We start from the raw sequence: 20332 nt of genomic DNA on the forward strand, positions 1-20332 counted from the left end.
TCTCAACAGGCGAGGCAAGGTGCCTAACCTAAACTGAACAGGTGAACATCAAGCGCATCGCAATCATCGGCACCGGATCAATGGGTGGCGCAATTTTGAGCGGCCTGTTGAAGTCAGGTTTCAACCCGGACAACGTATCGGTGAGCACTAAATCCACCGATAGTGCCGAGCGGCTAACCGATGAAGTTGGCGTGCTGTCCTTCGCGATGGAAAACGGTGACGACGCAAACCAGATGGCGGTGGCCGGAGCGAACGTGGTTTTGATCTGCGTGAAGCCTGCATACGTAACAGAGGTATTGGCCGACATCGCCGATTCGCTTGATGACAATGCCCTGGTTATTTCTGTTGCCGCCGGAGTCACCACCTCAGCCATGGAAAAAGTTTTACCTGAAGATGTAGGTGTGGTGCGCGCGATGCCAAACACGCCATCAATAGTTGGCCGCGGCCTAACCGGAATTTCTGCCGGATCACGCGCTACCGATTGGGCAGTTGAAACAGCGGTGCAACTTTTTGAAACCGTTGGTAAAACGCTGGTGCTCGATGAATCAAAAATTGATGCCCTCAGCACAATTTCTGGTTCTGGACCCGCTTATGTTTTTTATTTGATTGAACAGCTAACCAGCGCCGCAAAACATCAGGGCTTCAATGATGAAGAAGCTGCGCTGCTAGTGAATGAAACTTTCCTTGGCGCAGCCGAACTGCTGGTTTCTTCAAAGAAAACACCTGAGGCGTTGCGTAAGCAGGTGACTTCACCAAACGGGACCACAGAACGCGCAATCGCACGCATGACGGAAACTGATTTGCAAAAGATGTTTATTGAAGCCACCGATGCCGCTCTCGCGCGTGCTAAAGAATTGGCTGCCGGAAAGTAATTAGTTTTGGTTTGCCAATCGATTCCAGATTGGTAGCTCGTCTGTTCCAACAAACAAACCGCTAAATGCAGTCAGCATTGATGCGTTCCACTGTTCGTCTTGCACCGGGGTGGAATCAAACTCTGCAATCACACGACCGTGCAACATTCCCAGAGTCATCACCGCTGCTGCACGTGGCTCAAGGTGCTTCTTCAGGATGCCCCGCTCCTTAAGTAGAGTCATTACCTCGGTCAGGCTGGTGATTAATTCCGATTGCACCGCGATGATTGCGTCGCGAAGTAGTGGGCGACCGGTTGTGCTGCCAATTGTGTTTGCGCGAGCACGGGCCGGAAACTGTTCAAAGTGATGATTCAAGAACGCGAGCATCTCGTCATAGTGCTCGGCCATCTCTTTGGCACTGGTCATTCGTGACATGAAGCGTTTGACCCTATCGATGTCACTTTGGATTGCAGTGCGAAATGTGTGCACGTAGGCGGCGCGAATCAAACCGTCGCGGTCGCCAAAGTGGTGATAAATGGAACCGATGGAAACCTTGGTCTGGGCGGAAATCTCTTGGACTCTAACCGCTGCTTCACCGCCGATCCTCATGGCGTCGCTGGCGGCGATTAGCACCGCATCAACGGTCTCGTGGGCACGAGCCTGCTTAGGCTGGGGTGCTGGTTTCTGCGAGTTTGGCATGGTGCCCTTCGGTAGTTTCTAGAAAGTTTGACACTTTCTTTCTAGAAATAACCGGAGGAGCGTCCTAAATAATCCCGCTATTTAGCGTCAATTTCAGCGATGAGCGCCTCTACCTTGGCGCGAACAGCGTCACGAATTGGGCGAACCGCATCCACACCCTGACCGGCCGGGTCATCAAGTGGCCAGTCCAAGTAGGTCTTACCTGGGAAGAAAGGGCAGGTGTCGCCGCAACCCATGGTGATGACGTAGTCGGATTCTTTTACAGCTTCATCAGTCAACTTCTTAGGAAAATTGACGCTGATGTCGATGCCTTCTTCGGCCATTGCCTCAACCGCTGCCGGATTTACTTTGTCTCCCGGGTCTGTTCCAGCCGATCTAACCTCGATTCGGTCACCGGCCAGGTGCTTTAGGTAACCGGCGGCCATCTGTGAACGGCCGGCGTTGTGAATGCAGACGAAAAGAACTGAAGCTTTGGTAGTCATAGAGAAAGGTTAAAGCAAAACGCGCCGGCTAACCGACGCGTTTTGCTTAACGAATAGTGAATTACTTCTTTACTTCAGCCTTTGCCGCTGGCTTCTTAGCTGCCGGCTTCTTTGCAACAGTCTTTGCAGCGGCAACCTTTGGCGCAGCAGCCTTAGCTGGTGCCTTCTTGGCTACCGGCTTCTTGGCCGCCGCAGGTTTTGCCGCCGCAGGCTTTGCTGCAACTGGGCTTGAAGCAGCAGCTGCTGGAGCAGCCACGATAGGAGCTGGCACAAACTTTGGAGCTTCCTGCTTGGCAGGCGCCTTCTTTGCGGTTGATGCACCGGTGATGATTAGCAACAGGATTGCAACCACAAGACCGGCTAGCTGCGCGATGATGATGCTTGAGGTGCTGCCGGTTGAGATTCCGTTGAACATCCAACCAAAAGAAACCGCAGGGTTTGCAAACGCGTTGGTCACTGTGAACGATGACGCTACGAAGAACCAGCTAGCAACACCAATCCAAACTAGGTTTGACTGCTTGTTGTTTACCAAAGTTCCGATGATGAAAATCAAACCTGCAGTTGCAACTACTTCACCCAAGAAGATCGGGGTGTTTACCTGGTTGCCAGCTGAAAAAGGCTGGATGGTCTTTTCCCAAAGAGCAAGACCAGCAGCGGTTCCGAAGAACGCGCCAACTAACTGAGCTGCAACGAATGCAACCAGTGTGCCAAATGAGATGGTCTTCTTGGCAAAGAAGTAAATAGACACAGCAGGGTTAAAGTGACCACCGCTGATGCCACCCAAAGAAAGAATCATTAGACCCAGGGTCAACGCAGCGGTGAGGCCACGGAATGGAGATTCAGATGCTGCTGCACCGGCAATTGCGAGAAGGTAAGTGAAGGTACCGAGGAATTCGGCGATTACCTTTTTTAGAGTTGCGTTCATAGAGCCTTAGGCCTTTCAATTTTTATGATTGCTTCGTTCCGCTTCAGGAAACCGGGTTTCCATGGAGGATCAAATCTTGCCCAGTATATTGCTCCAATTGGTACTAATCCGGCAGCCTTCACGGCGTTTAGCAATTGTTCGCCTTCGGTTTCAAATCGATGTTCGTTCCAACCACCACCAAAACGTCTAGCTGCGGCAAAGTGGGCCGGGGTGGGCACCATCTCAACTCGAGAATCGGTTGGCACGGGAACATCATCGGGGTTCATGCCAGCCGGAAGCACAAAGCTCACCAGATGCTGATCAGTAGCCGTGGGTTCCTGAATTACAGGTGCGGTCATTGCAATTTTCTGACCGGTTTGGTTGTTGCCGCTGATGAAGCGCACCAGTGGCCCAAAGGCCATATTCCCGGCCCGCATAAAGTCACCGGTCACGCTCACCTGCATCAAAACGCAGGGCTCGTACTCGCGAATCTCAAGGTCGTCTAGGCGTTTTACCACTCGGTATTTCTGCTGTTCGGTCACGGTAGAAGCGTACGCCCGATTCGGGCTAGAATAGGGAAATCGTTTTGCTTACGGCCTCCTGGTCGATAATCATCCAAAAACTGTGAGGTCCCTATGGGTTCAGTAATTAAGAAGCGCCGCAAGCGTATGTCTAAGAAGAAGCACCGCAAGTTGCTTCGTAAGACTCGTCACCAGCGTCGCAATAAGAAGTAAATCTTCTTATCGAGCTTTAGCCCGCCGGCATTTGTGCCAGGCGGGTTTTTGCGTTTGGAGGGGTTTTAAATCACACCGATACCGGTGAGCGCGTTGCTACTTTTTATTGGCGCGCAGTTCGCGCTTTTTGAAATCAAGAATTGGCCAGCCGGCTTCATTTGCGTAATAGCGAAGGGCAACATCGGGGTTTACGCAGTGCGGGTTTCCAACGGCAGTAAGCATAGGCAAATCGTTCACGCTGTCTGAGTAGGCGTAGGAACGGCTGAGGCTGATGTTGCGCTCCTCGGCAAGTGCACGAACCGCCTTGCGCTTTGCCTTGCCGTGCAGGGTCTTGCCAATCAACTTTCCGGTAAGAATTCCGTCTTTGCCAACTTCAACGATTGTGCCTAGGCCGCCGGTTAGACCAAGGCGGTGCGCAATTACATCGGCAATTTCCTTTGGGGTTGCGGTGACCAGCCAAACTTCGCGGCCGGCCTTGATGTGCTCTTGCGCGATGCGCACGGTTTCTGGCCAAAGCTTTGGGCTGATGTAGTTTTCGTAAACCTCGTCGGTGAGGTCGGTTAGGTCAGTAGCTTTGTGGCCGGCGATCAGGCTTAGTGCCTTGTCCTTAATTGCATCAAGGGAATTTAGTTTTTCGCCACGCGAAATAAACAGGCTCTGCTGCCAGGCCATGCGCCAAAAATCTTTGCGATTAAAAAAGCCTTTTTTGAATGCTGCCTTGCCAAACAAGAAACTCGATGACCCACGCAAGATGGTGTTGTCGACGTCGAAGAACGCAGCTTCGATCTTTCGGGGTTTCTTTGGAGTTTCGGGCACCTAGCAAGTTTAGAGTGTGCCGGCGGTGAGTATTACTGAATAGGTGCGCTGGCTTAGGCTGGAAACATGAGCATTCAGTTGACCCTAATTGGCAAGCCGGGGTGTCACCTTTGTGACGAGGCTCGCGATGCAATTGATGGCGTGCTGCTTGAGTTTCGCCAGAAGAATCCAAACACCGATGTCACGGTTGAGGAGCTAAACATTCTTGAGGACGAAGCTTTGCGCCTGAAATATGCCGAGGAGATCCCGGTGCTACTGATTGACGGCAAAATGCACAACTACTGGCGAATCGACGACGAGCGTTTGATGCGTGCTCTCTATGCCAAGGCCTCTAAATAAAAGGTCTCAAAATAAGCGTTCGCGGTTAGGCTAAAACAATGCGTTGGATACTGAAGAAGTTCTGGTTCCCGATCCTGTTGATCGCGCTAAAAATGCTGAGCAAGAAGTACCCATGGGCTGGCAAGGCTTACAACGGCATCACCAAGGTGGCCGCCCCAATCAAAACGGTCAAGGGTACCGTCAAGAAATAAGAAAACCCTCGGCAATCACGCACTTGGTTTGCCCGACTACCGAGGGAGTCTTTGGTTCTTATTTTTGGCGATCAACCACAATTAGCAATGTGCTCTTAGGGTCTAGCCATGATCCAATTCCAGGCTCTGTTCGAAGCACAACAACGTCACCCGCTGTATCAGACTCGTTGAGGTAATTAATCTCAACGTTTTCAATGCCAACCGCCGTTAGAGCAGCTTGGAATTCTGGAATCGTCATACCAGTTATGTCTGGTACTTCAATCGGATCTGCTGCAACCGGGAATAGCGGATTTCCGTTTTGGTCTTGGTAGGTAAGCCCATTCACTTCAGCACCAGCGGCATCGAATGCTTTCACCTGCAGGACCTGTTCGCCATTGAGCTGAAGTCCTTGCCTATTTGCATAATCGGTGCTCTGGACTAAATCATTATTTGCCACGTATTGATCGAAGGTTCTAAGCCCAGAATCAATTGCGGGCACTAGGAGCACAATTGCAATCAAGTTGAGTGGCAAAAGAATTGATTTGAATAAGCGAGCGGTGAACCACAGGCCGCGACCCCACATGATGCTTAAGAACACCGCAACTGGGAATAGCCACATTGGCAACAGGAATGTTCCAAAGATTACAAACATCACAACAACTCGAAGGACCCACCAAACCGGGCGAATCGAAATACCAAAATCTAAAACCCAGGTTCCCAGTGATGACTTACGGAACCAGTCCTCAGTGTTTTGAATAAGAGCCATCGAAGAGAAGGCTCTTCGTCTTAGAGTCTTTGGTGCAACGCCCGCTGCCTCACGCAATTCGGCCGCGTAATCAGCAGCAGAAATGTTGGCAAAATCCACACCTTCCTCCGCAAGCTTCTCGGCAAGGTCAGCCTCAAGGCCATCGGTGAGGTCTTGAATTTCACGCTTTGGCAGATCGGCTAATTCGGCACGAACTGCTTCGGCGAATGCCTGGATGTTGATGTCAGTTAGAGATGTCATTAGTTTCCTCCGTTGTTGCGTGATGAATTGCGTTTGCCGGTTTCGAGAAGCGCGGTCATGGTGCTGCTGAATGACAGCCAGCTTTTGCGTTGTTCGGCGAGCATCTTGCTGCCGGTTTCATTGATGCCGTAGTACTTGCGGTGGGGGCCGTCTTCAGATGCCACCACGTAGCTGTTGAGTGCACCGGCCGTGAATAGGCGGCGCAGGGTGCCGTACACCGATGCGTCACCAACCTCATCGAGACCTGCTTGTTTGAGTCGCCGAACTATGTCGTAGCCATAGCCGTCTTCGTGCTCGATAACCGCAAGCACCGCGACGTCTAAGACGCCTTTGAGCAATTGAGTTGAATCCACGTTGCCCCCTTTCAATGGTTAAACTATTACACATTACGGAGTAGTGCGCAATCTGTAAATACTCAGCGTGCCAGGCTAGACATCTATACTTTCTGTATAGACAAAGGAGACGCTATGAAAAACGTGATCGAGGTCAAACCATTTAAAAACGGTGGAAGCAATGCTGTGCGAATTCCCGCGTCGTTCAAGATTGAAAACGGCGTCGTTTACATGACCATCGACGAGGAGTCTGGCGACATAACAATTTCAAGCAGAAGTCCAAAACCTTTTGCGAAGTTGTTCAAGCTGCTTGACGAAATTGGGCCAATTTCAGAAGACGAATGGAACCTAGAGCGCGACAACGAAATTGCACCTTGGCCAGAACGCGATTCACTACGTGAACTAGAAGAGCACTTCAAGTGAAGTACCTCTTGGATACTGACACCGTAAGTTATTTCTTGCGCGGAGATCGCAAATTACGCACCCGCCTTAGTAACACTTTTGGGCAGTGGGGAATTTCGGCTATTACCTATTCGGAACTTGCAGCTCACCAGTTCTCGACCAAAAGCCAGGACCTAGAAGTATTGCTTTCAGAATTCCTAAAAGAGGTTGATGTTGTTCCATTTGATAGTGGTGATGCGTTGGAGGCCGGTCGTCTTCAGGTTTTACTAAAGAGTGCAGGAAACCCAATTGGCATCGCTGATACCTTGATTGCTGGTCACGCGCTGAGATTGAAATTAACCCTGGTCACTAATAATTTGAAGCACTTCTCACGGGTGCCGGAATTAAGCGTTGTGAACTGGTCTGTAAAACAGTAATTAAGGCTCGAGGCGGTTTGGACCGCGGAACAAGAAACCAACCTCGCGAATGTTTGGCTGGTGCAACAGCAGCATCAGCACGCGAAGCAATCCCATTCCGAAACCACCGTGCGATGGGGCACCGTACTTAAAGAAGTCAAGGTAGGTCTTTAGGCCCTCAGGCTCTAGACCCTTCTGCTTTACCTGCTCGATCAAAACATCAAGACGGTGTTCACGCTGAGCACCGGTGGTGATTTCAGTACCACGCCAGATCAGGTCATAGCTCTTGGTTAGCTGCGGGTTGTCTTCGTGACGCATGTGATAGAACGGACGAACACCGATTGGGTAATCGGTGACGAATACAAATTCGTGACCGTACTTTTCTTCGGCCCAGGCAGCAATTTGACGCTCGCCCTCTGGGTCTAGGTCGCCGCCGCGCTCAACGGTGTGACCGCGCTCCTTGATGATTTCAATTGCCTCAAGCAGCGGCACCCGAGGGAACGGAATTGATGGCACCTTTACCTCAATGCCAAAGTGCTTCTGAATTTCTTCGCCGTGCTTTTCCTTGACCGCGCTGATGGCCCGGTGCAGCAACTGCTCTTGAATTGCCATCACGTCTTCGTGTGATTCGATCCATGAAACCTCAATGTCAACTGAGACGAACTCGGTTGCGTGACGCGAGGTGAAAGATGGGTCGGCACGGAACACCGGACCGATTTCAAAAATCTTGCCCAAGCCAGACATCATTGCCATCTGCTTGTAGAACTGAGGTGACTGAGCCAAGTAGGCGTGAGTCTCAAAGTATTCAAGCTTGAAGAGTTCTGCGTTTGATTCCGAAGCAGAGGCCATCAACTTAGGAGAGTGAATCTCAACAAAGTCGTTCTCGGCCCAGTACTGGCGCCAGGCGTGCTCGATGGTGCTCTGGATTCGGAAGACCAGGTTCATCTCAGGGCGGCGGATATCCAGGAAGCGCCAGTCCATGCGCTTGTCGATTGAGGTGTCGTCGGCTATCGGTGTTTCAGGGTCGGCCATGGTGACGATTTCTACGTCGTCAAGCTGGATCTCTAGGCCTCCAAGCTTGACGCGCTCGTCGTGAACTAGACGGCCGGTGATCCAAACGAATGAGCCGCTGGTCAGAGTAGAAACTTTTTCTGCAAGAGCGTCGTCTTCAACCGGTTGGTCGTCGACCACTGGGCGAGGGTAGGTGACCTGCACATCTCCGGTCTCATCGCGGACGATGATGAACTGGATGCGCTTTTGATCGCGAAGCTTCTCAACCCATCCACCAACGGTTACAGGTCCTGCTGGCAGGGCGGAAAGGTCTTTGACTAGGGCACGGGCTCTCATAAGGCACAAGTTTAGCCGAGGGTATACTTGTCACTATGCCCGCCAAACGCATCCACCTAATTCGCCATGGCGAAGTGCACAATCCAGGTGCCGTGATTTATGGACGACTTCCGCATTTTCATTTGAGCGAGCGTGGACACCAGATGGCAGCCGCCGCAGCCGAGGAATTGAAGAAACAGAAGCGCCCGGTCAATCGAGTTTTTGCCAGTCCGCTGTTGCGTACCCGTGAATCCGCGGAACACGTTGAGAGCGCCTTTGGTTTAGATGCCACCACCGATGAACGCCTGATCGAACCGTGGAATAACTTTGAAGGCCGCAAACTTGGCGGCTTGCACATTCTTGCTAGGCCACACCTTTACTACCAATTGCGCAATCCAAAGCGACCAAGCTGGGGAGAGCCATTTGAAGACATTGCCTCAAGAATGCTCGAGGCCATGGATCACGCGTGGAACTCGGTTCCAGACGGGGATGTGGTTTTGGTGACCCATCAGTTGCCGATTGAAATGGTGCATCGAAAGCTCAGCGGCAAGAAGTTACCACACAACCCACGCAAGCGCCGCACAGCGCTTTCTAGTGTTACCTCATTTGAGCGTCAGGGAAACAAATGGGTTGAGGTTGACTACAAGGATCCCGGTGCTCCACTTAGAGGTGTCGTTTGATTAGGGCCTTGATTGCTGCTGCCACTGCAGTTGCTTTACTTACCGGTTGCTCAGCCAATGATCCATTGGCAGCTCAGTACAAAGCTGGTGATAACAAGAACTACATCGCCGGCGATGGCACCGTCACCGAGTTTGCCAAGAGCAACCGTGGCGCAGCAGTTAAGTGGTCAGGCATCTCGGCTACCGGTGAAGAGTTATCCAGCAAAAACCTTGCCGGTGTAATCACGGTTATGAATTTTTGGTATGCCGGTTGCGCGCCATGCCGCGCCGAAGCACCAGACTTGGTTGCCCTGCAAGAAGAATTTGGCAACGTGCAATTTATTGGTGTGAACGTTCGCGACAGCGCCGAAACCTCAATGGCTTTTGAGAAAAACTTTGACATCACCTGGCCATCCGTGATTGATGCCAAGACTGGTTCTGTGTTGCTTGCCTTTACCGGGATCGTGACTCCGCAGGCGGTACCAACCACAATCGTGATTGGTAAAGACGGCAAGGTAACTTCACGAGTAATTGGCCGAATTGATAAATCTATTTTGCGCACTCTAATTAAGACAGCGGTGTATGAGTAGCAAATGGTAAACGCGCTTCTCAATCCAATGTCGCTTAGTCCGCTTGCCTTTAATCCGGGTGACGTGATTTTGAATGGCAATTTGTTTGCGGCTATTTCTATGTCGCTGCTTGCCGGGTTGATCTCGTTCTTGAGTCCGTGCGTGCTACCACTAATCCCTGGCTATCTGGGTTTTGTTTCGGGAACTACTAACGCAGATGAACCGGCCTCGCGTAAACGCACACTAATTGGCGCCGCGCTTTTTGTATTGGGTTTCTCTCTAGTCTTCGTTTCATTCGGTGCGTTATTCGGTGGACTCGGCGCGGTGGTTTATGCATCAGGTTTGCAGTGGGTGCAGCGCGTTCTGGGCGTATTCGTGTTCGCGTCAGGTTTCGTGCTGATTGGTCAGTTCAAATTCATGCAGCGAACTTTCAAGATGCAGGTTTCCAGAAAACTTGGTCTGTTTGGCGCGCCACTATTGGGCGTGGCTTTTGGTCTAGGTTGGACACCTTGCATTGGCCCAACCCTGGCTGCAGTGCTGTCGCTGGCTTCTAATAGCGGTGACCCAGCCAAGGGAGCGCTATTGGCATTTGTTTACGCGCTTGGTATTGGTTTGCCATTTATTGCGATTGCCGCGGGATTCACCTGGGCCACCAAATCAATAAGTTTTGTGAGGCGTCACATTCGTAGTTTCAACATCGCCGGCGGAGTCTTGCTAATGGTGCTTGGCGTTCTGCTGGTTACCGGAATTTGGAATACATTTGCCGCCTGGTTGCAGTTGGAGGTGTATCGTTATTTCCAGCTCGCGATATGACGGTGAAATTGCCTCACCTGAAATGAGCCTGGCCGGCTGGGCTAGGTGGACCTGGCGTCAACTGACCTCAATGCGAACCGCGCTGCTGCTTTTGCTAATGCTGGCAGTTGCCGCCGTACCCGGTTCGGTTTTTCCGCAGCGTTCGGCCGACCCAAATGGAGTTGCTCAGTATTTTGACAACTACCCTGAGGTGGCACCGATACTTGACGCCGTTCAGCTTTTTGATGTCTACACCTCGGCTTGGTTCTCGGCAATTTACATACTTCTTTTTATATCGCTAATCGGTTGTGTGGTGCCTCGCACCGGAGTGCATTGGAACAACCTGCGCTCTGCGCCGCCGGCCGCACCAAAACTTTTTTCTCGCATGCCCGCGCACGCCACGGTGAAGCTTGCAAAAAACTCTGACTTACCTGAGCGCGCAGAAATGTTGTTGCGCAAGCAGGGTTACCGCGTGGTTAGAAAAGGTAAATCGGTTTCGGCCGAGCGCGGTTACCTTCGCGAAACCGGAAACCTGGTTTTTCACTTCTCACTTATCGGTGTTTTGATTGCCGTTGGCATTGGCGGCGGAACTAGTTTCAGCGCACAGCGCGTTTTGGTTGAGGGCGAGACTTTTGTAAATAACCTGGCTTCTTACGATTCGCTTTCACCGGGCACATTTTTTAACGAGCAGATGCTGGTGCCGTTTAGCGTGAGCCTTGACAATTTTGAAGTTGATTTTGATTTGAAGAACCGCACTAACGTGGGGACCCCGTTGGACTTCAGGGCCTATGTGTCGAGCAAGCTATCGCCAGACGATGCTCCGCAAAAAGGCCTGATTAGAGTAAACGAACCATTGGCAATGCCCGGCGCGAATCTTTACCTAACCGGAAACGGATACGCACCGCACATCACGATTCGCGATGTTGACGGCAATGTCACCTATGCGGGCGCCACACCATTTTTGCCACAGTCCAGCACCTACACCTCGCTTGGTGTGCTCAAGGTGCCAGACGCCGAGCAGCAGTTTGGCATCGTCTCTTTCTTCTATCCAACTGTGGATACCCTGACTACCGGTGCCTTGACGTCTATTTATCCGGCTCCGATTGATCCACTGCTAACCATGAATGTTTACGTGGGTGATCTTGGGCTTGACGGCGGTGTGCCACGAAACGTTTATGCACTGGATACCTCAAAAATGAAACAGGTTGCCGGTGGCAAGAGCGGGGTCAAGGGCCTGCGCCTGCAATTAGGCGAAACTGCCGAACTGCCTAACGGCTTGGGCTCGGTTAGCTTTGATTCAATCAAACGCTTTGCCTCTTTGGATGTGAGTTACAACCCGGGTGGCCTTTGGGTTTTGATTTTTGCGCTGCTTTCCCTTGCCGGGGTGACCACATCGCTGTTGGTACCTAGGCGTCGTGTCTGGGTAAGGAATACCGATGAAGGTTTTGAGGTTGCCGCTCTTGCGCGCGGTGACGATCCAATTCTTGAAAAAGTTGTCGCTGATGTTGCCGCAGAATTAAAGGCAACCAATAAAAAAGGAAAGAAGTAGAAGTGGGCATTGTTCTGAATGAAGGTCTGTCACAGATCTCACTCATCTTTATTTATGCAGCAATGGCGGTTTACACCGCCGCATTCCTAACTTTTGCTACTCACCTTTCCCGTCTTGCCTCTGACAAAAAGAAGGTGCGCACCAGCGCCACCAAGCTGGAGCGAGTCGGAATTATTGTGATGGGCTTTGCGGCTTTGCTGCACGGTGTTGGAGTGGTGCTTCGTGGCATCGCCGCCAGCCGAGTGCCATGGGCCAACATGTACGAGTTTTCCATCACCGGATCATTCGTAATCATGATGATTTTCCTAATGGCGCTAGCGATTAAGGAGATTCGACTGATTGCCACCTTTGTGAATGGCTTCGTGTTGCTCGTGCTGGGCGCGGCGACATCGGTGTTTTACGTTGAAGTGAAATCGTTGATGCCTGCATTGCAAACCTATTGGCTGGTAATCCACGTGATGGTTGCGATTTTGGCGACCGCGTTTTTCTACATTGCCGCAGCGTTCTCTATTGCTTACTTGCTCAAGAGTGCCAAGTGGGTAGAGAAATCAAAGGCAAAATCAGTGGCCACATTCCGCCGAGTCTTGGCAGTGTTCCCGTCAATTGAAAACATGGAACGCCTGGCTTACCGCTTCAACATCATTGGTTTTATTTTGTGGAGCTTCACCCTGATTGCAGGTGCGATTTGGGCCGAGCGTGCCTGGCACCGATACTGGGGCTGGGACACCAAAGAAGTGTGGACCTTTATTATTTGGACGATCTACGCGGGCTACCTTCACGCCAATGCCACTCGAGGCTGGACCGGCAAGCGCTCGGCTTGGTTGGGCTTGATTGGTTTCTTGGCGGTCTTGTTCAACTTCACCATCGTGAACCTCTTCTTCAAGGGGCTGCACGTTTACAGCGGCTTGAAATAAGAACTACAGCAACTTATAAACGCGCTCTAGTCTTTCTAGCCACCAATCTTGACGGTGGTCCTGCGCGCTAAAGATCTCTAGTTTGGATTTGTCTACTTCTACTCGGCGCACATCAATGAAGCCATTTTCGGCACGAAGCGGCTCTCTTGTAACGTCACCGGCAAGCAGGGCAGAGGTTGCCAGACCGCAGTCGAAATCTAGATTTGGAATTGCTGCGGCAAGGTAGGCACCCATCGATAAACCAACCGATGAATCCAAGGCACTTGAAACCACGACTGGTAATTCTGCTTCAGCGGCAATTTCAAGTGCGCGCACGATGCCACCGAGTGGTGCGGCTTTGAGAATCAAGATGTCGGCGGCGTTGGCTTGAGCTACCGCAAGTGGGTCACTAACCTTACGCACTGATTCATCGGCGGCAATTTTTATTCCCAGGCGATTGACCTGAAGTTTAAGTTCGGCCATCTCTGCGATTGAAGCAACCGGCTGTTCGAAGTATTCAATATTTATGCCGAGCGACTTCAACTGGTTTATCAAATCAACTGCTTCAGAGATCTCAAATCCACCATTCGCATCAAGGCGTATCTTGCTGTCTGGGTAGAGCTCTAGAACGCGCCTAATTCTTGCGATGTCGTCGCCGATGTTTTGGCCAGCTTCGGCAACCTTGATTTTTACCGTGGCAAATTCCCCAAAATTGGACAGCACTCGCTCAATATGTTCAGGGGCCACCGCAGGCAGGGTTGCGTTTACTGCGATGCGGTCTCGATAGAGGGTCGGCAGGTTTCCGTGAGCAAAATCAATCGCGGCCGCTAGCCAAACGGCTGCTTCTTCATCGGGGTATTCAACAAACGGAGACCACTCAGCCCAGCCATTTGGGCCCTCAAATAACAGCACCTCACGTTCTTCAAGCCCGCGGAATTTGGTGCGCAGGGGCAAGGCAACTATGCGAGCGCCAGAAACCAGGTCGGCAAGGGCGGGAATTTGATTTTGGCTCACGTTGTTAGTCTAGATTCATGGCACACAAGGTATCGGAGCTCTTTGACGAGCAAATTTGGCAAGAGGTTGCTGGCTTTCAGGACCTTGAAGATGTGACCTATCACAAACACAAGACCTTGGGCATGGTGCGAGTTGCAATCAACCGCCCCGAGGTACGCAATGCCTTTAGACCAAAGACCGTAGACGAGCTGCACCGCGCTCTAGAGCACGCTCGCCTTGATTCAAAAGTTGGCGTGGTTTTGCTCACCGGAAACGGACCATCGCCGAAAGACGGCGGCTGGGCATTTAGTTCCGGTGGTGACCAGCGAGTGCGCGGTCGCGACGGTTATAAGTATGCCGATGGTGAGACCGCCGAGACCATTGATGCCGGTAGGTCCGGACGGCTACACATTCTTGAGGTTCAGCGCCTAATTCGTTTTATGCCAAAGGTCGTCATTGCGTTGGTGCCTGGTTGGGCTGCCGGCGGCGGCCATTCGCTAAACGTGGTTGCCGATCTTTCAATTGCTTCTGCCGAACACGCGCGCTTCAAACAAACAGACGCCGATGTTGGTTCGTTCGACGCCGGTTACGGCAGCGCATACCTTGCTCGACAGGTTGGCCAGAAATTTGCCCGTGAAATTTTCTTCTTAGGTGAAGAGTATTCAGCGCAGCGCGCTTATGAGATGGGCGTGATTAATAAAGTTGTTGCGCACAAGGATCTTGAAAAAGTTGGCGTTGAGTGGGGCGCAGAAATCTTGCGCAAATCACCACAGTCTGTTCGCATGTTGAAGTACGCATTCAACATGGTTGATGACGGCCTAGTTGGCCAGCAACTTTTTGCAGGTGAGGCAACTCGTCTTGCCTACGGAACAGATGAGGCCGTAGAGGGCCGTGATTCGTTCCTGCAGAAGCGTGAACCAGACTGGTCGCCGTATCCTTGGCAGGTCTAAAGCTTTTCAAATGGCTAAACCGCTGAAGCTCATTGCTGCAAATGATACGTTTGGCGCACTGGTTGCGTTTGCCGATGTGCTTGATGGCAAGTGTGCCTTATTCATCACCGCGCCAGAGGTAAATGGCAAGATGCCAGAAACCCACGGTTTACCGAATGAAGTTGCCGACGATGTGGCACTAATTGTTGAAACCAGCGGATCAACCGGTCGCCCCAAGAGAATTGAAATTTCACGCGAAGCACTTATTGCCAGCGCCAAGGCGGCAAGTTTCGTTTTGGATGCCGCCGAAAATTCCAGTCAGTGGTTGCTTGCGTTACCAATCAACTACATCGCCGGCGCTAACGTTTTGATTCGCTCGGTGCTGGCCGGAACACAGCCGGTGATGATGAATACCGCAGTGCCATTTACGGCTGAAGCCTTTGCGAACTCTGCGATGCACCTGAAGGAAGAAAAGAAGTTCACCTCGCTGGTGCCAACTCAACTGACTAGGTTGGCAGCAGCTGCCGAGCACGACGAGTTTGTGCTGGAGCAACTGCGTAAGTTTGATGCCATTTTGGTTGGTGGCCAGGCTGCAGACCATGTTTTGATTGGCAAGCTTGAGAGCTTGGGAGTGAACATCGTCACCACATATGGCATGACTGAGACCTGCGGCGGTTGCATCTATAACGGCCTGCCAATTGGCGACACAGAGCTCAAGTTGGTTGATGGCCGCATCGCAATCAAGAATTCCATGCTGGCCAATGTTCCGGTGGACGATGACGGATTCTTTGTTACCAGCGATGCCGGGGAGATCACCGATGACGGACGCCTTGCAGTGCTTGGCCGAGTTGACCGGGTAATTAATTCGGGCGGAGTGAAAGTTTCGCTGGATCGAGTTGAGCAACTGGGAATCCGCGTAACCGGAGTCAACGATTTAGCCGCGGCAGCAATTCACGATATGGAGTGGGGCCAGCGAGTTTGCATAGCCTACGTTGGCAGCCCAGAGGTCGCCGATGACATCGCCCGGGTGCTGGCTAACGACCTAGGACCGGCTGGAAAACCGGTGCAGGTGATTCGCGTAGATAAACTTCCTAAGACTGCGAATGACAAAAATGATTTGATCGCGATTTCCAAACTATTTGAGGAAAACCAATGAGCAAGAAAAAAGCCAACAACAAGCCGCCTCGTCAACGCGGTATTAAGTTGTGGATTGAGGGTGCAAGACTTCGCACTCTTCCGCTTGCTGTATCGCCAATTGCCATCGGTGCCGGTGCGGCAGCAGCGGACAAGAGCTTTGATCTTGGATTAGCCCTGCTTGCTTTGGCGGTGGCCATGTTTCTGCAAATCGGCGTCAACTTTGCCAACGATTATTCCGATGGCATTCGCGGCACTGATGACAATCGCGTTGGACCACTTCGTTTGACTGGATCAAAATCCGTTCGTCCGCAGGCGGTTAAGTTTGCAGCCTTCATGTTCTTTGGTCTTGCGGCCTTGGCCGGTTTGGCAATTGTTCTGCTAACTCAGCACTGGTGGTTTATTCCAGTTGGCATCGCCAGCATTCTTGCCGCCTGGTTTTACACCGGCGGAAAGTCACCCTACGGTTATGCCGGGCTTGGTGAAATTGCCGTCTTTATTTTCTTTGGCCTGGTGGCAACCTACGGAACTGCCTACATTCAAATTGGCAGGTTTGATTTGAATGCGCTGCTTGGCGGAACCGCCGCGGGTCTATTTGCCTCAGCTGTTTTGATGGTCAATAACATTCGCGACATTGACACCGATCGCCACGTGGGAAAGCGCACCCTTGCGGTCAAGGTTGGTAAAAAATGGGCCAAGGCTATTTATCTGGCAATGCTGTGGTTGCCACTCGTGATACTTGCGCCCTACCCGTTTATTTATCCGGTGACGATTTTCGCCTGGGCATCGGTGTTATTGGTGCTGCCGGCTACTTTGATTGTGCTTACAGCCAGGACTCCAAAGGAATTGATTTTGGCCTTGAAGTTGACCAGCTTTGCTTCGCTTGGCTACGCGATTCTTTTGGGAATCGGGCTGGCTGCGATTTAGGCAGTGCCGTCTTCAGACTGGGTGTCTTTGTCAGACTTCTTGTTGTTGAACTTATAGATAGCCTCAGAAACCGCCTCGCGCTGCTTGCCAAAGAAAATCAGCGAAATGGCCAGTGAAACCACCGCGGCAATCAGGGCCGAGAAGAACGGGTCAAAGCCAAAAGCCAGCATGATGGCCAAGATAGCGGAAAAAATACCTACGCGAATGGTGATGTAAAGGATCCATGGGTTCTTCATGGAATAAGTCTAAGTTTGCCGCTGGTTAGAGTTAACACATGAAGTGGTTCATTTTTATAGTTGTCGTGGCAGTCATCCTGCTGGTCTTTGGCCTGGTCTACGCCATCACCGGTGCTGTCAACAAGCGCAAGCGCCCAAAATACAAGACAACTGCGCCAGATGATGATCCAAAGTTTTTGCGGGATCTTGCCGAGAAATTAAAGGCCGAAGACGAAAAGCCTGACGCCGGCAATTCAGACAACACCGATGCCAGTGGCGGTCCGGATAAAGGTGACGATGAGCCAAAGTAGTTCGCCGGCTCAAAGTTTTGCTGCACAACTATTAGCTTCACTGGCCAAAGCTGGTGTTCGCAATTTCTTTCTAGCTCCGGGTGCTCGCTCTCAGGCGCTTGCCATCGCCGCGGGGCAATTGGCTGAAGCCGGAAAAATCGACCTTCACATACGCCTTGATGAACGCGGCATGGGTTTTACCGCGGTTGGTGCAGCGCTCGCCAGTGGGCAGCCATCGGTGTTGATTACTACTTCTGGAACCGCAGTCGCCAACCTGCACCCCGCAGTGCTTGAAGCGCACCACTCAGGTGTGCCACTCATTCTTTTGACCGCAGACCGCCCGCACGAATTGCGTGGCGTTGGCGCAAACCAAACTACAAATCAAATTGGAATTTTTAACGACGCCGTGCGCGAGTGCGTTGACGTGCCGGCGCCAAACGGAAACGACGGCGAAGCACGCGAAGCAAGTCAACTGGCAGTGAATGCAATTGCAGTTGCCATGGGTTACGACGGCGATCAGCCGGGTCCGGTGCAACTGAACCTGGCCTTTCGCGAGCCGCTATCGTCTACCTCGCCAAATGCTGCCGAGTTGAATCCGCTGATTGAACTTCCGGATATTTTTGAACCGAACCCAGAATTTGCGATGCTGTCGGCCGAAGTTCCAACGGTTGTTGTGGCTGGTGCCGGAGCAGGTTCCGAAGCCGTTGAACTTGCCGAAGCCTTTGGTTGGCCGATTCTTGCCGAGCCTTCATCGGGTGCGCGTCACGGAGCAAACGCAATCATTGGTTATCGCCGAATTCTAGAGAACCACGAGCTTGCCAAAGAGATTCGCCGAGTGGTCATCTACGGCAAGCCAACGCTTGGCCGAGCGGTGATTCGACTGCTCTTCAACGAAGAGGTTGAAGTTGTCGTTGTGCGAAGCAAGGTGATGGGGCACTTTGATGTTTCGCGACGAGCCTCGAAGGTCGTTGATGAAATTGCCATTGACAACGAAGTCAGCTTTGAATGGCTTGAGCGTTGGCGGTTGGCAGATGCTGAGGTAACCGCCCCAGAGTCATCGAAGTTAGATCGCCGGACATTGGTGGAGGCGGTTTGGAATGCCACCAACGGGCCGGATCAGCTGTTACTGGGTGCATCGCGTTTGATTCGCGAGGCAGATGCCTGGGCACCGGCCAAGCTTTTGCTGGTCTACTCAAACCGCGGACTTGCCGGCATAGATGGCACCGTGGCCACCGCTACCGGCCTTGCTCTAATCGAGCGCGAGGGCACTACCCGTGCCCTGATTGGTGACTTGACCCTGCTGCATGACGCATCATCGCTGGCAATTGATCCGGCCGATGGAGATCTAAATATCCAGATTGTGGTTGGCAATGACGGTGGCGGCACGATTTTCTCTGGTCTTGAAATGGCAGAGCAACTTGAACCCAAAACTTTTGAAAGATTGTTTACCACCCCGCAGCAGGTGGACATTTGGCACCTGGCTCAGGCTTACGGCTGGAATTACATTCGGGTAGAGAGCACCGCAGAACTTGAGACAGCACTGCAGACCACCGGTCGCGTAGTAATTGATGTGCGACTGAAGTAAAGCTAAAAACTTTTAGGCCAGGGCCTCGCGAATTGGTCGGAACTTGAGATCAGTCTCGGCAAGTTCGGCTTCCGGTTCTGACTCTGCAACAATTCCACAGCCGGCAAAGGCACGAATAGTTTTATCGGTGATTTGAGCACCTCGCAAACCAATTGCCCACTCGCCATCACCATCGGCACCAATCCAACCCACCGGACCGGCATAGCGGCCACGATCGCTTCCCTCAAGCTTTGCGATTAAGTTTTGCGCGACATCGGTGGGGGTTCCGGCAACTGCCGCGGTTGGGTGCAGCGCTGCAGCAACATCAAGCACCGATGCATCTTCGCGAAGCACACCGTGCACATCACTGGCAAGATGCCAAACATTCGGCAGCGCCAAACTAAATGGCGTTGGATCAGCATCAACGTGAGTGCAAAAAGGCGCAAGCGACTTAACCAGCGAATCAACTGCAAAGGCATGCTCGGCGGTATTTTTTGAAGATGCAGCCAGGGCCACGGCAATGGCTTGATCAACTCCCGGGTCAGTGCCGCGACCGGCGGTACCAGCCAGGACTCGGGCAGAAACCTGAGCGTGTGAAACACGAACCAACAATTCCGGTGAGGCGCCAAACATTCCATCGACCGAGTAGACCCAACAGGTTGGATACTGGTGAGCTAATTTCTGCAGCACGCTTCGAACATCAAATTTCTCTGGCAGTTTTGCAATAACGTCTCTGGCCAAGACAACCTTGGCTAGCGTGCCAGAGTTTATTTTTTCAACAGCAGAAGAAACCAGTTCCTTAAATTTTTCTGCCGAAATCTCACCGGTCTCAAAATTGATTGAGGCGTTGGCCTTGTATTCGGCGCTGTGGGTCCAAAAATCTGGCGCGGCTGCTCCCGATACCGTGGTCAGCCAGACTCGACCGTCTCGGCTGCCAAGGATCACCTGGGGCACAATCAAAGTGCTGGCTGCTTTGCTTAGGTCAGAAAATGCAAAGGTGCCAAAGGCAACCAAACCGGTACCTGGCAGTTGCACCTCATCGGTCACCTCAGCCGCGGCAACCAGGGTGCGCCACTGGGCCGCCAAATCTGCTACCCGCCCAGCAGAAAGGTTGCTCTCTAACCGAACCGCCTCGCCCCAACCCACGATTCCATCGCCGCCGCGGATGAAAGCCAAGGGGGTCTCGGGAAGGTGGGAGAGGAGCTTGAAGTCATCGGTGTGCAGTTCACGGGTGGTGAGAGTCAACTTTTGACCAGCTGTCATGCGCCCTCACCTTTCTGAGTGTTATCTGTGAACCTCGGATAGCCCTTTAGTTGGGCTATTTGTCGCGGGTAATCTGAACAAGTAACCCCAAAAAGCCTA

Annotated in this window: 27 protein-coding genes; 16 read left to right on the forward strand and 11 right to left on the reverse strand. The window is 52.1% G+C overall.

Annotated features, from left to right (window positions below):
* Positions 1-41: 41 nt before the first annotated feature.
* Positions 42-872 carry a pyrroline-5-carboxylate reductase gene (gene proC / locus RHOLA_RS00925; RefSeq protein WP_038501739.1) on the forward strand — a complete coding sequence of 277 codons (831 nt, stop codon included), beginning with the start codon at positions 42-44 and terminating at the stop codon, positions 870-872.
* Here the strand turns inward: proC and RHOLA_RS07025 are convergent, their stop codons facing one another.
* The 4 genes from RHOLA_RS07025 to RHOLA_RS00945 form a co-directional block, all read right to left on the reverse strand.
* Positions 873-1550, reverse strand: a complete 678-nt coding sequence (locus RHOLA_RS07025; RefSeq protein ID WP_051636150.1) for a TetR/AcrR family transcriptional regulator — start codon at positions 1548-1550, stop codon at positions 873-875.
* Between the two features lie 77 nt (positions 1551-1627).
* Entirely contained in the window at positions 1628-2032 is a 405-nt protein-coding gene (locus RHOLA_RS00935) for an arsenate reductase ArsC (protein WP_038501741.1), read from the reverse strand.
* Positions 2033-2093: 61 nt separating this feature from the next.
* Positions 2094-2957, reverse strand: coding sequence for an aquaporin (locus tag RHOLA_RS07030; protein WP_051636151.1), 864 nt, complete (start codon positions 2955-2957; stop codon positions 2094-2096).
* Positions 2954-3478 (reverse strand): SOUL family heme-binding protein, encoded by a 525-nt coding sequence (locus tag RHOLA_RS00945; protein WP_038501743.1) that lies wholly within the window; start codon positions 3476-3478, stop codon positions 2954-2956. Before RHOLA_RS00945 ends, RHOLA_RS07030 begins: the two co-directional genes overlap by 4 nt.
* A 93-nt stretch (positions 3479-3571) precedes the next feature.
* Here RHOLA_RS00945 and RHOLA_RS07180 point away from each other — a divergent pair, with 93 nt between their 5' ends.
* Entirely contained in the window at positions 3572-3670 is a 99-nt protein-coding gene (locus RHOLA_RS07180) for a 30S ribosomal protein bS22 (protein ID WP_005504750.1), read from the forward strand.
* A 96-nt stretch (positions 3671-3766) separates the two neighbouring features.
* Here RHOLA_RS07180 and RHOLA_RS00950 read toward each other — a convergent pair whose 3' ends face one another.
* Entirely contained in the window at positions 3767-4486 is a 720-nt protein-coding gene (locus RHOLA_RS00950; protein WP_051636152.1) for an HAD family hydrolase, read from the reverse strand.
* Positions 4487-4552: 66 nt separating this feature from the next.
* Here RHOLA_RS00950 and RHOLA_RS00955 point away from each other — a divergent pair, with 66 nt between their 5' ends.
* Positions 4553-4825, forward strand: a complete 273-nt coding sequence (locus RHOLA_RS00955; protein ID WP_038501744.1) for a glutaredoxin family protein — start codon at positions 4553-4555, stop codon at positions 4823-4825.
* A gap of 38 nt (positions 4826-4863) precedes the next feature.
* Positions 4864-5016, forward strand: a complete 153-nt coding sequence (locus RHOLA_RS07360; RefSeq protein WP_158384477.1) for a hypothetical protein — start codon at positions 4864-4866, stop codon at positions 5014-5016.
* Positions 5017-5074: 58 nt separating this feature from the next.
* Here the strand turns inward: RHOLA_RS07360 and RHOLA_RS00960 are convergent, their stop codons facing one another.
* Both RHOLA_RS00960 and RHOLA_RS00965 read right to left on the reverse strand, forming a co-directional pair.
* Positions 5075-6001, reverse strand: a complete 927-nt coding sequence (locus tag RHOLA_RS00960; RefSeq protein ID WP_038501746.1) for a PASTA domain-containing protein — start codon at positions 5999-6001, stop codon at positions 5075-5077.
* Positions 6001-6354: a PadR family transcriptional regulator gene (locus tag RHOLA_RS00965; RefSeq protein ID WP_038501748.1), complete on the reverse strand. Its 354-nt coding sequence runs from the start codon at positions 6352-6354 to the stop codon at positions 6001-6003. The genes RHOLA_RS00960 and RHOLA_RS00965 overlap by 1 nt, the downstream gene beginning before the upstream one ends.
* A gap of 114 nt (positions 6355-6468) precedes the next feature.
* Here RHOLA_RS00965 and RHOLA_RS00970 point away from each other — a divergent pair, with 114 nt between their 5' ends.
* Together RHOLA_RS00970 and RHOLA_RS00975 are read left to right on the forward strand one after the other, a co-directional pair.
* A complete protein-coding gene (locus tag RHOLA_RS00970; protein ID WP_038501750.1) occupies positions 6469-6756 on the forward strand; it encodes an AbrB/MazE/SpoVT family DNA-binding domain-containing protein in 288 nt (95 codons plus the stop codon).
* Entirely contained in the window at positions 6753-7151 is a 399-nt protein-coding gene (locus tag RHOLA_RS00975) for a PIN domain-containing protein (protein WP_038501752.1), read from the forward strand. Before RHOLA_RS00970 ends, RHOLA_RS00975 begins: the two co-directional genes overlap by 4 nt.
* On the opposite strand, the gene aspS is transcribed toward RHOLA_RS00975, so the two are convergent.
* Complete coding sequence (gene aspS / locus RHOLA_RS00980; protein WP_038501754.1) at positions 7152-8477, reverse strand: aspartate--tRNA(Asn) ligase; 1326 nt, start codon at positions 8475-8477, stop codon at positions 7152-7154.
* Between the two features lie 35 nt (positions 8478-8512).
* On the opposite strand from aspS, the gene RHOLA_RS00985 reads away from it, so the two are divergent.
* The 5 genes from RHOLA_RS00985 to ccsB are packed head-to-tail and all read left to right on the forward strand — an operon-like array spanning position 8513 to position 12939.
* Positions 8513-9136: a histidine phosphatase family protein gene (locus tag RHOLA_RS00985; protein WP_038501756.1), complete on the forward strand. Its 624-nt coding sequence runs from the start codon at positions 8513-8515 to the stop codon at positions 9134-9136.
* Positions 9133-9705 (forward strand): TlpA family protein disulfide reductase, encoded by a 573-nt coding sequence (locus tag RHOLA_RS00990; protein ID WP_038501758.1) that lies wholly within the window; start codon positions 9133-9135, stop codon positions 9703-9705. Before RHOLA_RS00985 ends, RHOLA_RS00990 begins: the two co-directional genes overlap by 4 nt.
* Before the next feature lie 3 nt (positions 9706-9708).
* A complete protein-coding gene (locus RHOLA_RS00995) occupies positions 9709-10497 on the forward strand; it encodes a cytochrome c biogenesis CcdA family protein (RefSeq protein ID WP_227818785.1) in 789 nt (262 codons plus the stop codon).
* Positions 10498-10519: 22 nt separating this feature from the next.
* The gene (gene resB / locus RHOLA_RS01000) at positions 10520-12025 is read left to right on the forward strand and encodes a cytochrome c biogenesis protein ResB (protein WP_227818786.1); all 1506 of its coding nucleotides are present in this window, start codon (positions 10520-10522) and stop codon (positions 12023-12025) included.
* Between the two features lie 2 nt (positions 12026-12027).
* The gene (gene ccsB, locus RHOLA_RS01005; protein WP_051636154.1) at positions 12028-12939 is read left to right on the forward strand and encodes a c-type cytochrome biogenesis protein CcsB; all 912 of its coding nucleotides are present in this window, start codon (positions 12028-12030) and stop codon (positions 12937-12939) included.
* A gap of 3 nt (positions 12940-12942) precedes the next feature.
* On the opposite strand, the gene RHOLA_RS01010 is transcribed toward ccsB, so the two are convergent.
* Positions 12943-13932, reverse strand: a complete 990-nt coding sequence (locus RHOLA_RS01010; protein ID WP_084321305.1) for an o-succinylbenzoate synthase — start codon at positions 13930-13932, stop codon at positions 12943-12945.
* Positions 13933-13949: 17 nt separating this feature from the next.
* Here RHOLA_RS01010 and RHOLA_RS01015 point away from each other — a divergent pair, with 17 nt between their 5' ends.
* Genes RHOLA_RS01015 through RHOLA_RS01025 form a run of 3 tightly spaced genes read left to right on the forward strand, consistent with a single transcriptional unit; the run spans position 13950 to position 16901 of the window.
* Positions 13950-14861: a 1,4-dihydroxy-2-naphthoyl-CoA synthase gene (locus RHOLA_RS01015; protein WP_038501761.1), complete on the forward strand. Its 912-nt coding sequence runs from the start codon at positions 13950-13952 to the stop codon at positions 14859-14861.
* 10 nt (positions 14862-14871) lie between these two features.
* Positions 14872-15996 (forward strand): AMP-binding protein, encoded by a 1125-nt coding sequence (locus RHOLA_RS01020; RefSeq protein ID WP_051636155.1) that lies wholly within the window; start codon positions 14872-14874, stop codon positions 15994-15996.
* Positions 15993-16901, forward strand: a complete 909-nt coding sequence (locus RHOLA_RS01025; protein WP_038501762.1) for a 1,4-dihydroxy-2-naphthoate polyprenyltransferase — start codon at positions 15993-15995, stop codon at positions 16899-16901. The genes RHOLA_RS01020 and RHOLA_RS01025 overlap by 4 nt, the downstream gene beginning before the upstream one ends.
* On the opposite strand, the gene RHOLA_RS01030 is transcribed toward RHOLA_RS01025, so the two are convergent.
* A complete protein-coding gene (locus RHOLA_RS01030) occupies positions 16898-17137 on the reverse strand; it encodes a DUF4229 domain-containing protein (RefSeq protein WP_038501764.1) in 240 nt (79 codons plus the stop codon). The genes RHOLA_RS01025 and RHOLA_RS01030 overlap by 4 nt on opposite strands.
* Positions 17138-17175: 38 nt before the next feature.
* Between RHOLA_RS01030 and RHOLA_RS01035 the strand changes: the two genes are divergently transcribed.
* Both RHOLA_RS01035 and menD read left to right on the forward strand, forming a co-directional pair.
* Positions 17176-17427, forward strand: a complete 252-nt coding sequence (locus tag RHOLA_RS01035; protein WP_038501766.1) for a hypothetical protein — start codon at positions 17176-17178, stop codon at positions 17425-17427.
* Positions 17414-18991: a 2-succinyl-5-enolpyruvyl-6-hydroxy-3-cyclohexene-1-carboxylic-acid synthase gene (gene menD / locus RHOLA_RS01040; protein ID WP_051636156.1), complete on the forward strand. Its 1578-nt coding sequence runs from the start codon at positions 17414-17416 to the stop codon at positions 18989-18991. Before RHOLA_RS01035 ends, menD begins: the two co-directional genes overlap by 14 nt.
* 12 nt (positions 18992-19003) lie before the next feature.
* On the opposite strand, the gene RHOLA_RS01045 is transcribed toward menD, so the two are convergent.
* Positions 19004-20233, reverse strand: coding sequence for an isochorismate synthase (locus tag RHOLA_RS01045; protein WP_051636157.1), 1230 nt, complete (start codon positions 20231-20233; stop codon positions 19004-19006).
* Between the last annotated feature and the right edge of the window lie 99 nt (positions 20234-20332).

The sequence above is a fragment of the Rhodoluna lacicola genome, assembly GCF_000699505.1.
Classification (GTDB): Bacteria; Actinomycetota; Actinomycetes; order Actinomycetales; family Microbacteriaceae; genus Rhodoluna; species Rhodoluna lacicola.